This is a genomic window from Streptomyces sp. NPDC054757 (assembly GCF_053612185.1).
The window spans coordinates 290,061-303,033 of record NZ_JBSHBW010000004.1 but is presented as its reverse complement, the minus strand read 5'-3'; the positions used below and the strand labels follow the sequence as shown (position 1 = coordinate 303,033).

Genomic DNA, 12,973 nt, shown 5'->3' with positions numbered 1-12,973 from the left:
GCCGGTTCCCGGCGTGCCCCGGTTGCCGTGCGTATCGTTGTACCGCGCGACTGCCCGCACCCTGCGGCAGTGGGGAGGAGCGCCACGATGACCGTCGTCGACGACAGGATCGAGATGGCCGACACCAGCGACGAGCGCACTCTGGACTCCATGTTCGAGTGGCTTGAGCCGACCCCCGAGGGATTCAAGGTCGAGATCGTCGGGGGGAACATTTTCATGTCACCGCAGCGGGACACGCACTGGGACATCATCCTGGACATCGTCGAGCAGCTGCGCACCGTGTATCCGCGCCAGCGGGTGAAGTCCGATGTGCGCATCGACTTCCCCGGGCTGCTGAACGGCTTCGCCTCGGACGTCGTCGCTCTCGTGGAGGGGGCCGTCAAGGACGAGAAAGGGCACTGGCGTTACCAGGACATCGAGTTCGTCGCCGAGGTGATCTCCAAGAACACCGCCGCCAACGACTACGGCCCGAAGAAGACCACGTACGCCACCGCCGGCGTTCCCGTGTACGTCATCGCCGATCCGTACACCGGCAGGTGGCAACTGCACACGCTGCCGAAGGAGGACGAGTACCACGGCACCGTGACACTCGACTTCGGCTACCCCATCGACCTGACCGGCACAGCCGTCGGCCTCACCCTGGAGACCGCGGACTTCCCCCGGGACTGACGCGCCCGACGCGCCGGGAAGCCCGGCAACCGGTCCCGCCGGGCCGGGGGTGTGTGCCCCGGCCCGTGTGCGGGGCCGTCCGTGTTTCAGGCCGCCGTGGCGAGCTGTTCGCGCGGTACGAAGCCCACATGGCGGCGGCCGCGCCTGAGGTCGACCTCCAGGCGGAGGTTGGCCGCGCGGGCCAGCATCAGGCCGACGCCCAGCGCCGCCAGTGCGCAGACCAGGCCGCCCAGCATGAAGCTGACGCGGACGCCGTACGAGTCGGTGAGCCAGCCGAAGAGCGGGCCGCCCAGCGGGGTTCCGCCGGTGAAGACCATCATGAACAGGCTCATCACCCGGCCCCGCATCTCCGGTTCGGTGCCCATCTGCACCGAGGAGTTGGCGGTGACGTTGACCGTCAGGCCCAGGATGCCGATCACGGTGATCAGCGGGACGAACATCCAGATCGACGGGGACCAGGCGGTGATCATCTGGAGCGCGCCGAAGACGACCGCGGCTCCGACCAGGATGCGCAGCCGGGAGGTGCCGCGGCGGGCCGCGAGCAGGGCGCCGGCCAGGGAGCCGATGGCCATCAGGGTGTTGAAGAGGCCGTACATCCCGACGCCGCCGTGGAACGTGTTGTTGGCGAACGCGCTGAGCCAGATCGGGAAGTTGAAGCCGAACGTGCCCACGAAGCCGACCAGGACGATCGGCCAGATCAGATCAGGGTGCTTGGAGACGTAATTGAGGCCCTCGCGGAGCTGCCCCTTGCCGCGCGGGGTGCGCAGCGTCTGGTGGAGTTCGCTGCTGCGCATCAGCAGGAGCCCGGTGAGCGGGGCGAGGAAGGAGAGGCCGTTGGCGAGGAAGGCCCAGCCGGGGCCGACGGCCGCGGTGAGACCACTCGCGACGGCGGGGCCGATGAGCCGGGCGGACTGGAAGTTGGCCGAGTTGAGGCTGACGGCGTTGCGGACCTGGTCCGGGCCGACCATCTCGGAGACGAAGGACTGCCGGGTCGGGTTGTCGACGACGGTGACAAGACCGGTGAAGAAGGCGGTCAGATAGACGTGCCAGACCTGCACATGGCCGGTGAGGGTCATCGCGGCGAGGAAGAGACCGCCGACGCTCATCGCGCCCTGGGTGCAGAAGAGCAGCTTCCGCTTGGGGAAGCGGTCGGCTATGACTCCGCCGTACAGGCCGAAGAGCAGCATCGGCAGGAACTGCATGGCCGTGGTGATACCGACGGCGGCGGACGATCCCGTGATGCTCAGGACCAGCCAGTCCTGGGTGATACGCGCCATCCAGGTGCCGGTGTTGGACACGACGGCACCGCTGGCGAACAAGCGGTAATTACGGATCTTCAACGAGCTGAACATCGAAGTCCGGGTAGAAGTTTCTTGCGGTGCGGGGGCGGAGTCTGCTCCGGGTCCCGTACTCAACAGTGGTCGCCTCCTGGGCGTAGACAAGGTCACCGGGGTGACCGCTTACAGGGGTTACGGGGTCAGAGCTGGGCGAGTTTCTCCAGGACGGGGGCGGCAGCGCGCAGCTTCACCCAGTCGTCCTCGTTCAGCCCTTCGGCCAGCTCGGCCAGCCAGACATTGCGGCGGCGCCGGCTCTCCGCGAGCATCGCCTGCGCCTCCTCGGTCTGGCTGACGACCTTCTGTCTGCGGTCGTCCGGGTGCGGTTCCAGCCTGACCAGGCCCTTGGCCTCCAGGAGCGCCACGATGCGGGTCATCGAAGGCGGCTGCACATGCTCCTTGCGGGCCAGCTCACCGGGGGTGGCGGAGCCGCAGCGGGCGAGGGTCCCCAGCACCGACATCTCGGTCGGGCTCAGCGACTCGTCGACGCGCTGGTGCTTGAGCCGGCGGCTCAGTCGCATCACGGTGGAACGCAGTGAGTCGACGGCGGCAGCCTTGTCGGCGGGCGAAAGGTCAGGCATGTTCGTTAGCGTAACTCATTACCTATGCTAAAGACCAACCGAGTATGCCATCCGGTGAGCGAGATCACCCGTACGAGTGAGATGAGGCGCGAAAGTGACGCGCGGCGGCGCCCGGCCGCACGACGCTGTCGGTATGGGATCGACCGTGCTCAGCCTGCGCATAGACGGGGAGCTGCTCGCCCGGCTCCGGAACCACGCGGCCAAACGCGGAATGAGCGTCCAGGACTATGTGGTCCGGACGCTCATTCGCGACGACTTCGACGAACGGTTCCAGTCGGCCGTCGACGAGACGGAGAGGTTCTACGGGCGTACGTAGCCCGGACCTCCTACGTGAGGCCGAGCGCCGGCATCGCGTAGTAGAAGACGAAGACCGCCGACACGATGTACATCGCGGCCGGCACCTGGCGCCAGCGGCCGACGGCGATCCGCAGCACGGTGAAGGAGATGAAGCCGATCCCGATGCCGTTGGTGATCGAGTAGGTGAACGGCATCATCACCATCGCCAGGAACGCCGGGATCGCGATGGTGAAGTCCGACCAGTCGATGTCCCTGACCGAGCCCGCCAGGATCAGGAAGCCCACCGCGACCAGCGCCGGGGTGGCCGCCTGCGAGGGCACCATGGTCGCCACCGGGGTCAGGAACAGCGCCACCGTGAAGAGCAGGCCCGTCACGATGCTGGCGAGCCCGGTACGGGCGCCCTCGCCGACCCCCGCCGTGGACTCCACGAAGCAGGTGTTGGCGGACGACGAGGTCGCACCGCCCGCGGCGACCGCGACGCCGTCCACGAACAGCACCCGGTTGATGCCGGGGAAGGTGCCGTCCGGCTTCGTCAGCTTCGCCTCGTCGCCGACTCCGAGGATGGTGCCCATGGCGTCGAAGAACGACGAGAGCAGCACGGTGAAGACGAAGAGGATGCCGGTCAGCACACCGACCTTGTGGAATCCGCCGAACAGGCTGAACTGACCGACAAGCCCGAAGTCCGGCGACGCCACCGGGTTGCCCGGCCACTTCGGGGTGGTCAGGCCCCAGCTGGGGACCGTGGCCACGGCGTCGACGATCACCGCGGCGATCGTCATCGTGACGATGGAGATCAGGATCGCGCCGGAGACCTTGCGGACGATCAACGCCAGCGTCAGCAGCACACCGACCACGAAGATCAGCACCGGCCAGCCGTGCAGATGACCGTCGGAGCCGAGCTGGAGCGGGACGGTGGTGTGCGCGGTGTCCGGGACGCGGGAGACGAAGCCCGAGTCGACCAGGCCGATCAGCAGGATGAAGAAGCCGATCCCGATCGCGATGCCCTTGCGCAGACTGAGCGGTACGGCGTTCATCACGCGTTCCCGCAGCCCCGTGGCGACGAGGAGCATCACGACGATGCCCGCCAGGACGACCATCCCCATCGCGTCGGGCCAGGTCATCCGGGGCGCGAGCTGGAGCGCGACGACGGTGTTCACGCCGAGTCCGGCCGCCAGCGCGATCGGCACATTGCCGATGACGCCCATCAGCAGCGTGGAGAAGGCGGCGGTCAGCACGGTGGCGGTGACCAGCTGGCCGCCGTTGAGCTGGTGGCCGTTCATGTCGTGCGCGCTGCCCAGGATGATCGGGTTCAGCACGATGATGTAGGCCATCGCGAAGAAGGTCGCGAAGCCGCCGCGGATCTCCCGGGCGATGCTCGAACCGCGCTCGGTGATCTTGAAATAGCGGTCAAAGGCATTCTGCGGCCCGCCGGATGGCGATGGTGGAACAGCGTCGACCGGAGCGGTGGCCGAGGGAGACATGCGCGCGACCTCAAGTGTCATGTGTTGAGAAACGGCCATATTTGGACGTTTAAACGAAAGGAACGAGCCAATCGAAAGCCGTTTCAGTATGAATACATAAGGCGAAGATCGCTATCTCCGCGCGTAGAGCCTTGGGCCACCTGGCCCGGCACCGGCTCCGGTTCCCCCGCATAGACTGTCGGTCATGGCGAAGTGGACACCAGTACATGAGGCACCCGAGCCCCTGGAGGGGCCCGTTGTCGCCACCATCACCGGCGGCACGGTCATCTGGTTCGTCCTCTTCCTGGTGCAGCTGCCGTTCTACGGCTGGTTCGACGACCACGGACATCTGTGGTGGCTCTGGACCTGCGCGGCCGGCGGCGCGCTCGGGCTCGTCGGGGTCTGGTACGTACGGGGGCGCGACGCCGCCATCAAGCGCGCGGCGGGCCGGACGGCGGACAGCGCGGACCATGCGGACCATGCGGACACTGGCGGGGCCGGCGAGGGCCAGGGCCGGGACGGCGCGTAGCCGGCCCGCTACAGCCCCGCCCGCCACAGTCCCGCCCGCCGCCCCCTACAGCTCCGGTCGGGGTCCGTACGGCCACAGGACGAGCCGCGTCCTGTCCGCCCTCCTCCCGAAGGCTGATCTTCCGGTATCTCACCGGGTAAACGTGTGGTTCTGGCCTTAACGTCGGATCCATGACGCAAGGGCCGTATATCGACGCGGGGGCCGAACTCGACCCCGTCCACCCCGTCGAGCTGCCGCATCCGGCCCGCGCGACCGGGCTGACCACCGCCGAAGTGGCCGAACGCGTGGCCAGGGGCGAGGTCAACGATGTGCCCGTACGGTCCAGCCGCTCCACCGCCGACATCGTGCGGGCCAACGTCTTCACCCGGTTCAACGCGATCATCGGTGTGCTCTGGGTGATCATGCTGTTCGTCGCACCGATCCAGGACAGCCTCTTCGGCTTCGTGATCATCGCCAACACCGGTATCGGCATCATCCAGGAGCGCCGCGCCAAGAAGACACTCGACAGCCTCGCGGTGGTCGGCGAGGCCAAACCGACCGTGCGGCGGGACGGGACCGCCGGGGAGATCTCCACTTCCGATCTGGTCCTCGGCGACCTCATCGAACTGGGCCCCGGCGACAAGGTCGTCGTGGACGGCGAGACCGTCGAGGCCGAGGGACTGGAGATCGACGAGTCACTGCTGACCGGCGAGGCCGACCCCGTGCACAAGAAGCCCGGCGACGCGATGATGTCGGGCAGTTTCGTCGTCGCGGGCGGCGGGGCGTTCACAGCCACCCGGGTCGGCCGGGAGGCGTACGCTGCACAGCTCGCCGACGAGGCGTCCCGCTTCACGCTCGTCCACTCCGAGCTGCGCAGCGGTATCTCCACCATCCTCAAGTACGTGACCTGGATGATGGTCCCGACCGCCGCCGGGCTCATCGTCAGCCAGCTGGTGCACGAGCGGCACGACCTCAAGGACTCCATCGCCCGGACCGTCGGCGGTATCACCCCGATGATCCCCGAGGGGCTCGTCCTGCTCACCTCCATCGCCTTCGCCATCGGCGTCATCCGGCTCGGCCGCAAGCAGTGCCTCGTCCAGGAACTCCCGGCCATCGAGGGGCTGGCCCGGGTCGACGTGGTCTGCCTGGACAAGACCGGGACGCTCACCGAGGGCGGGATGAACGTCACGGAGCTGCGGACGCTGGACAGGCCGGGTGGGTCGGACGGGTCGGACGGGTCGGACGGTTCCGATGGGCCGGGCGGTGCGGACGAGACGTATGTACGGCGGGTGCTCGGGGCCTTCGGCGCGTCCGACCCGCGCCCCAACGCCAGCCTCCAGGCGATCGTCGACGCCTACCCGGACACCTCGGGCTGGCGCTGCACCCGGGCGCTCCCCTTCTCGTCGGCCCGCAAGTACAGCGGCGCCGCCTTCAGCGAGGGGGACGGCGAGTCGTCGGCCTGGCTGCTCGGGGCGCCCGACGTACTGCTGCCCGAGGGGGACCCGGCGCTCCAGGAGGTCGGCCGGCTCAACGAGGAGGGGCTGCGGGTGCTGCTCCTGGCACGGGCCGAGGGCAGCCTGGACGGCGCGGACAGCGGTCCGGGGGACGGCGACAGCGGCACCCACACCGGAACCGGAACCGGCAGCGACGGCGACGGCGACGGCCCGGACCAGGACCCTGACCCCGAGACGGTGGTGGCCGGGGCGCATCCCACCGCGCTGGTGGTGCTCGAACAGCGGCTGCGCCCCGAAGCGGCCGACACACTGGCCTACTTCGCCGACCAGAACGTCGCCGCCAAGGTGATCTCCGGTGACAACGCGGTCTCGGTGGGAGCGGTGGCAGCGAAGCTGGGTCTGGACGGGGCCACGGACACCGTGGACGCCCGGCAGCTCCCCACCGAGCAGGAGGCGATGGCGGATTCGCTCGACTCCCACTCGGTCTTCGGCCGGGTATCGCCCCAGCAGAAGCGCGACATGGTGGCGGCGCTCCAGTCGCGCGGCCACACGGTCGCGATGACCGGCGACGGCGTCAACGACGTACTGGCCCTGAAGGACGCCGACATCGGTGTGAGCATGGGCTCGGGCTCGGAGGCGACCCGGGCGGTCGCGCAGATCGTGCTGCTCAACAACAGCTTCGCGACGCTGCCATCGGTGGTGGCGGAGGGCCGCCGTGTCATCGGGAACGTGACGCGGGTGGCGACGCTCTTCCTGGTCAAGACGGTCTACTCGGTGCTGCTCGCCATCCTGGTGTCCTGTTTCCAGATCGAGTACCCGTTCCTGCCACGGCACTTGACCATGCTCTCCACGCTGACGATCGGCATCCCGGCGTTCTTCCTGGCCCTGGCCCCGAACAAGGAACGCGCGAAGCCGCACTTCGTACGGCGGGTGCTTCGGTACTCGATCCCGTGCGGCACCATCGCCGCCGTCGCGACCTTCGTGGCGTATCTGATCGCCCGGCACTACTACGTGGGGGCCGGCTCCCTGGACGCCGAGACGAGCGTGGCGACCCTGACGCTCTTCCTGGTCTCGATGTGGGTCCTGGCCATCATCGCCCGCCCGTACACCTGGTGGCGGGTCTGCCTGGTACTGGCGATGGCGGGCGCGTTCCTGCTGGTCATGGTGGTCCCGGCGCTCCAGCACTTCTTCGCGCTGAAGCTGGTGGGGGCGGCGATGCCCTGGATGGGCGTGGGCATCGCGGCGGTCGCGTCGCTGGGGGTCGAGCTGGTCTGGCGGTGGGTGGACCGCCACCACCCGGGCTGAGCCACCCGGGACTGAGCCACCCGGGCTGGGCCGGGGGTGTCGGCGGAAGTCCGGGCCGCCCGCAGAGCGGCAGCTGCTGCGGGCGGCCCGGGTTCACCGGAGTGCGGCCTGGTTACTTCACGTCGACGAAGTCACCGGCGGCGATGGCCGCCGGAGTCGTGGTCGTGCCCGCGAAGTTGTAGCGCCAGTAGCCGTCCTCGACCGCCTTGACGGTCGTCTTCAGCTCACCGGTGCCGTTCGTCTTCAGCGTCTTGACGGTGGTGTAGGTGTTGCTGTTCTTCTTGCGGAACTGCAGCTTGACCGGCTGGCCGGTGTAGCCCTGGTACTTGTAGTTCTCCCAGTTGGCGCGGGCCAGCTTGCCGGTGACCGTGATGGTCTTGCCCTTCTTCACCGGCTCGGGGGCGGCGTTGACCGTCTGCGTCGAGGCGCGCTGGACGTGCTGCGACTTGTACGCGTTGCTCTCGACCCACTGGCCGTCCTTGGCCAGTGCGGAGACGTAGACCTTCCAGGTGCCGGCGAGGCTGTTCTTGTACAGGTCGTTCTGCGAGCGCGGGTCCACCTTGAAGGAGACCTTGCAGGTGGACGTGGTGGCGTTCACCTTGGTGCACTTGGAGACCTGCGTGGTGTTGTCGTCCACCTTCGGACCCAGGTAGCCGTCGACCGCGGAGTCGATGTCGGTGCCGTGCCAGAGGAAGACGACGGCGTCCTGGATACCGGAGTTGTCGGTGGCGGTGACGCTCGCCGTGATGGTCTTGGCGACCGTGGTGCCGAGGACGATGTCCTTGCCACCGTTCACGGTCACGCTGCTGATCCTGGTGTCGACGGCGGCACGGGTGACGACGCGGGCCTTCGCGCCGAGCGGCGCGGTCTTGACCGGCGCGTTTTTGAACACGGAGCGGGCAGCCTCCACGGTACCCACGCCGTGGGCCCCGTCCGCCTGGGCGGCGGCCGGAACGACGAGAGCGGAGAGAGCCAGGGCGCCGGTGACGGCGGCCACAGTGGCACGTATACGCATGTTTGTTCCCCATGTGGAGAAGGGGACCGGCGGAGGTTTCGTCCATCCGCGTGGCCCATGTGGTCTGTGAAGTCTGGTGACTTCACAGACCAGACAAGCGACGTGGGTGAAAGGTTGTGCCCGATGTGAAGATTTCGAAACCGTGCGGAAACCGAAGGGTGACGGCGCCCCTTCGGGACCGGCCCCGCCGAACCACCCGCCCCCGCCGGACCAGCAGCCTCAGGCGGATCAGCAGCCTCAACCGAACCAGCAATCCCAGCCGAACCAGCAGCCCCCGCCGGCCCACCCGCCTCAGTCGAACCAGCGGTCCCGCTCCAGCTCCTCCGTCCGGGACGGGTCCTCGATCAGTGCCGCCACCTCGAACCGGCGCGGCCACTGCCCCGCCGCCCAGGCGAGCCCCGCCGCCACCCCCTCAAGCGTGGCCGCGTGCACCACACCGTCGCGCGTCCGGTGCCAGTCCAGTTCGACGCCGTTCGCCAGCAGTTCGCCGTGCTCGACGTACGTACGCGGTGTGCCGGCCCCGAGCAGCGCCCGTACCGCGTCCGGGACCTGGTGCTCCTCCCCCGCCGTGGTCACCTCGGCCTCCACGCTCTCGCTCAGCCTGGCGACCTGGAGCAGCTCGGCCAGCTCGGCGGCCCGGTCCGGGGCCACCGGGAGCAGCGCGGCGCCCGAGGTCAGCGGGAGCAGGTCGGGGGCGTCCGCGACCAGGGCGTCGGCGGCGTCCACCACCCGCACCTCGCCGTCCACCACGGCCCGCAACTCGTCCGGCAGCGTGACCTGTTCCGGGTCGAGCAGCGCCAACCGGCCGTACAGCGCGTGCAGCTGACGGGCCGACACCGTACGGTCCGGATCGGCGAGCCGGGTCAGCAGCTCGGCCGCGCCGCCGGGCTCGTCGAGGAGGGCGGCCACGGAGGTCCGTACCCCCAGGGCGCGCAGCACCTGCTCGTCGTCGAAGCCGGTGGCGTCCGCCTCGTCGTAGAGACCGGCCAGCAGCGGATCACCGCCCGCAGCCCGCAGCCCGGCCGGGCGGCGGCCGTCGAGCACCGGGTGACCCCGCAGCCACCAGGCGGTGTACGGGCGTACGGACTCGGTCGTACCGTCCGGGAGCAGCACCCGGACCGGCTGGGTCAGGGCGTCCCGCAGCGGCGGCCGGGAGAGCAGGGCGAGCGCCTGCGGCCAGCGGTCGTCGTCGACCAGCTCCAGGTCCCGTACGGCGACGATCTCCGTGGCCACCGGCGGCAACGGGGTCTGCGCCAGCTGGTCGAGCACGTCCTCGCACCAGACGTCCACCGCGTCGAGCAGCCCGGCGTCGTCCGGCTCGGCGAAGTCGCCCTCGCGCGGTTCGAGTTCATCGGGGTCCAGGACCACATCGGTGGTGCGGACCAGGGCGAAGGTGGCGAGCACCCCGCAGGCGGTCAGCGGCTGCTCGCCCCAGCGCTCGGCCAGCTCGGCGTCGCACAGGGCGAGTTCGCCCTCGCGCATGACCGAGGCGAACGGGGATCCTGGCAGCACCAGTTCACCGGCCGGCACGGTCTCGCCGTCCTCGTCGGGGAGCGCGAGCGCCCCGAGCCAGGGCTCGTCGCCGGGCTCCAGCTCCGCCTCACGGACGAGCCCGAGCACCACATCGGCGAGTTCATCGGCGTCCAGGGCGCCTTCGTCGTCCTCGTCGTACCAGCTCTCCCCGGCCTCCATGGAGGCGGCGACGGCGGCCCGCACCTGCGGGGTCGTCAGGACGGTGCGCGGGGTGGCGGGCAGCGCGCCCAGCTTCTCCAGGAGCGGATGCGCGGCCTCCGGGTGGGCGACCTTCAGACCGAGGCGGGCCAGGTCGGCGGGGGTGTCGGCCAGCGGCAGCAGCACCTGCCGGGGCCCGACGGCGGTACGGCCTGAGGCGAGCGGCACCGGCAGCCCGGAGAGCCGGTCCGGGTCGACGCCGGCCAGGGTCTCGTACAGCCGCCGCCACCAGGACGGCGGGCGTTCGGCGCCGCCGATCCGGTCGATGGCGTCACCGAGCGGCAGCCGGCCGACGCTCAGTGTGCGCAGCTCGGTACGGCGTTCGAGCCCGGCGGGCAGCAGCGTCGGCAGCACTTCGGCCAGCACGCGTACGGTGTCCTCGCCCGCGCCCTCGACGACCTCGGCCTCGAAGGGGCGCAGGGCCCGGCGGCGCGCGCCGCCCGCCTCGTCGTCCGCGCCTTCCGTGTCCTCCGGTGCCACGTCCTCCAGCGGCGCGGCGGGGGCGAGGAACGCCACCCGGTTCAGCCGCTCCAGGATCGCGGCCCGCAGCGCGCCGTCCAGCTCGCCCTTGCCGAGCGGGCCCGGCACCAGGTCGAGGGTGGCGACCGACACCGGCTCCCAGCCGCCGAGCAGCTCCGCGTAGCCGTCGGCGGCCCGCTGCACCAGGAAGTCCGTGAGCGGCCCGGGGGCGGGGTGACGGCGGGTGGTGTCCAGCGGCAGCGAGGCGATGAGCAGCGCGGGCACACCGAGCGGTTCGTCGGTCGGGGTCGGCGCGTGGACGACGGGGGCGGTGCCGGGGCGTACGGGGGCGCCCTCGCCGTCCACCGGGACGGCCCAGGTGACCGACCAGTGCGGGCGCAGCCGTTCCTCGACGGGCCGGTCCGCGAGCAGCGCGCGCTCCAGCGGCCCGTGGTGGGCGACGGTGCGCCAGCGGTGGATCCCGCCGCCCGCCGCGCTGTCGTCGATGTGGACGTACGCCCCGTGCTCCGAGCGGGCCAGGGTGCGGATACCGTCCGGGGTCTCGACCACGATCTCGGCGAGGCCGGGCAGGGTCAGCAGCAGCGCGTCGTCGATCGCGGCGACCAGGCGCCGGGCCAGGTCCTCCGCGCCGGCGTCGCGCAGCGGCAGGATGACGACGGTGTCGTACCCGTCGGGCGCGGTGCCCTCGGCGGGCAGCGGGAGCCGCAGCAGCGGTACGTGCCCCTCGCGCCGCCGCAGTTCGTCGGCGAGGCCGCCGTCCGATGTCTGCTCCGCCGCGGTACGGGCCGCTTCGGCCGCCAGTGCGCGGGCCTCGGCGAGGGACCACCGGACGCCGCCGTGCCGGCCGACGACCGCGGGCTCGTCGCTGACCGCGAGGACGGCGGCGAACCCGACACCGAAACGGCCGACCGCGGCGTGGGTGTCGGCTGTTCCTGAGCCGGGCCGCTTGGCCGAGGCACGGAGCGTACTCAGCGACTCGACGCCGGCGGCGTCCAGCGGCGCCCCGGTGTTGGCGGCGACGAGTACGGCCGGCCCTCCGCCATCGCCCGGCCGCAGGGTGAGCCGGAACCGGCCCGGCACCCCCGCACGGGCCGCCGCGTCGGCGGCGTTCTGGGCCAGCTCGACGACGAGGCGGTCCCGGTAGCCGCCCAGCGCGAGGTCCTCCTCGGCGTTGGCGTCCTCGCGGAAACGGGCGGGGGCGGCGGCCCAGGCATCGAGCACGCCACGCCTCAGGCGGGCCGTCCCGAAGGGGTCGGCTGCGTCTGTCGCTTCCACGGTCACGGCTTGTGCTCCTCTGTGGGGCGGGGGTACGGATCTGCGGGGCGGGGGTACGGAGGACCGTCCCGGTCCCGGGTGAAGGTATCGCGTACCAGGGTGCGGGGAGGGGCGCGGGTGGCGCGCCCGGGGTGGGCTTGGCTTGATCCTCTCCCCGCGGCTCCCCCGACTTGTTGGCGCTCTGTTGGCGGAGGCCGGGACGCTTCTCCACGTGGCCCACTGACGGGCCGCGCGCCCCGTGTCGGGTGTTCCGGCCACCCGTGCGGGGGCGCTGATCAGCAAAGGAACAGGTATGAAGCGTACGTTGCGCACCTCTGCGGTCTCCCTGCTGGGAGCCGCCGTAGCGGTCATCGGTATGGCCACCGCCGCATTGCCGGCGCAAGCAGCCACCGCCAAGTCATCGGACTGCACGGGGGGATACCTGGCCCGTGGGAACGGTGAACAGGACCTGGTCGGTCACCTGGGCTTCTGCCCGTACGGCGACATCGTCATGGTGATGGACATCACGGCTGACGGCTACAGCGTGGGCGCTCGGGTCGACGACGGGAGCGGAAAGTACCGTTACTGCAAGGCCAGCGGCCTCGGCAAGAAGAAGACCTGCAACTTCGACCTCCGTGAGAACAGGACCATAAAGATCCACGGGTACCTGTCGAAGAAGGGGCACAAAACCATCTGGCTCCAGAACTACACCTTCGACAACTGAGCCTGCCGCCCGCGCGGAAGGGCTGAACTTCCTCCGCCCCTCATCACAGGGGAGTGAGGGGACCGCACCGGCGGCAGCTGTGCAGGTGCCGGGCGTCGGAAGTTTCCCGGGCGTCCAGGATGGCGCAGGCGTCAAGGGTTACGTGAACGGGGACGGCCCGT

Annotated in this window: 10 protein-coding genes; 5 read left to right on the top strand and 5 right to left on the bottom strand. The window is 70.3% G+C overall.

Annotated features, from left to right (window positions below; translation table 11 throughout):
* Positions 1–87: 87 nt before the first annotated feature.
* A complete protein-coding gene (locus ACWGKJ_RS08405) occupies positions 88–669 on the top strand; it encodes a Uma2 family endonuclease (RefSeq protein ID WP_385022527.1) in 582 nt (193 codons plus the stop codon).
* Positions 670–755: 86 nt separating this feature from the next.
* On the opposite strand, the gene ACWGKJ_RS08400 is transcribed toward ACWGKJ_RS08405, so the two are convergent.
* Positions 756–2,084 carry an MFS transporter gene (locus tag ACWGKJ_RS08400; protein ID WP_385022530.1) on the bottom strand — a complete coding sequence of 443 codons (1,329 nt, stop codon included), beginning with the start codon at positions 2,082–2,084 and terminating at the stop codon, positions 756–758.
* A gap of 62 nt (positions 2,085–2,146) precedes the next feature.
* Entirely contained in the window at positions 2,147–2,584 is a 438-nt protein-coding gene (locus ACWGKJ_RS08395) for a MarR family winged helix-turn-helix transcriptional regulator (protein WP_385022533.1), read from the bottom strand.
* Positions 2,585–2,717: 133 nt separating this feature from the next.
* Between ACWGKJ_RS08395 and ACWGKJ_RS08390 the strand changes: the two genes are divergently transcribed.
* On the top strand, positions 2,718–2,900 hold the full coding sequence (locus ACWGKJ_RS08390) for a ribbon-helix-helix protein, CopG family (RefSeq protein ID WP_385022536.1): 183 nt from the start codon (positions 2,718–2,720) through the stop codon (positions 2,898–2,900).
* Between the two features lie 10 nt (positions 2,901–2,910).
* Here the strand turns inward: ACWGKJ_RS08390 and ACWGKJ_RS08385 are convergent, their stop codons facing one another.
* The gene (locus tag ACWGKJ_RS08385; protein ID WP_385022566.1) at positions 2,911–4,362 is read right to left on the bottom strand and encodes an NCS2 family permease; all 1,452 of its coding nucleotides are present in this window, start codon (positions 4,360–4,362) and stop codon (positions 2,911–2,913) included.
* Between the two features lie 184 nt (positions 4,363–4,546).
* Here ACWGKJ_RS08385 and ACWGKJ_RS08380 point away from each other — a divergent pair, with 184 nt between their 5' ends.
* On the top strand, positions 4,547–4,870 hold the full coding sequence (locus ACWGKJ_RS08380; RefSeq protein ID WP_385022539.1) for a DUF2530 domain-containing protein: 324 nt from the start codon (positions 4,547–4,549) through the stop codon (positions 4,868–4,870).
* 170 nt (positions 4,871–5,040) lie between these two features.
* Positions 5,041–7,608 (top strand): cation-translocating P-type ATPase, encoded by a 2,568-nt coding sequence (locus ACWGKJ_RS08375; protein ID WP_385022542.1) that lies wholly within the window; start codon positions 5,041–5,043, stop codon positions 7,606–7,608.
* A 112-nt stretch (positions 7,609–7,720) separates the two neighbouring features.
* On the opposite strand, the gene ACWGKJ_RS08370 is transcribed toward ACWGKJ_RS08375, so the two are convergent.
* Positions 7,721–8,623 carry a DUF5707 domain-containing protein gene (locus ACWGKJ_RS08370; RefSeq protein WP_385034210.1) on the bottom strand — a complete coding sequence of 301 codons (903 nt, stop codon included), beginning with the start codon at positions 8,621–8,623 and terminating at the stop codon, positions 7,721–7,723.
* 291 nt (positions 8,624–8,914) lie between these two features.
* On the bottom strand, positions 8,915–12,109 hold the full coding sequence (locus tag ACWGKJ_RS08365; RefSeq protein ID WP_385019272.1) for a sacsin N-terminal ATP-binding-like domain-containing protein: 3,195 nt from the start codon (positions 12,107–12,109) through the stop codon (positions 8,915–8,917).
* A gap of 292 nt (positions 12,110–12,401) precedes the next feature.
* Between ACWGKJ_RS08365 and ACWGKJ_RS08360 the strand changes: the two genes are divergently transcribed.
* Complete coding sequence (locus ACWGKJ_RS08360) at positions 12,402–12,812, top strand: hypothetical protein (protein WP_385019274.1); 411 nt, start codon at positions 12,402–12,404, stop codon at positions 12,810–12,812.
* Positions 12,813–12,973 lie beyond the last annotated feature (161 nt).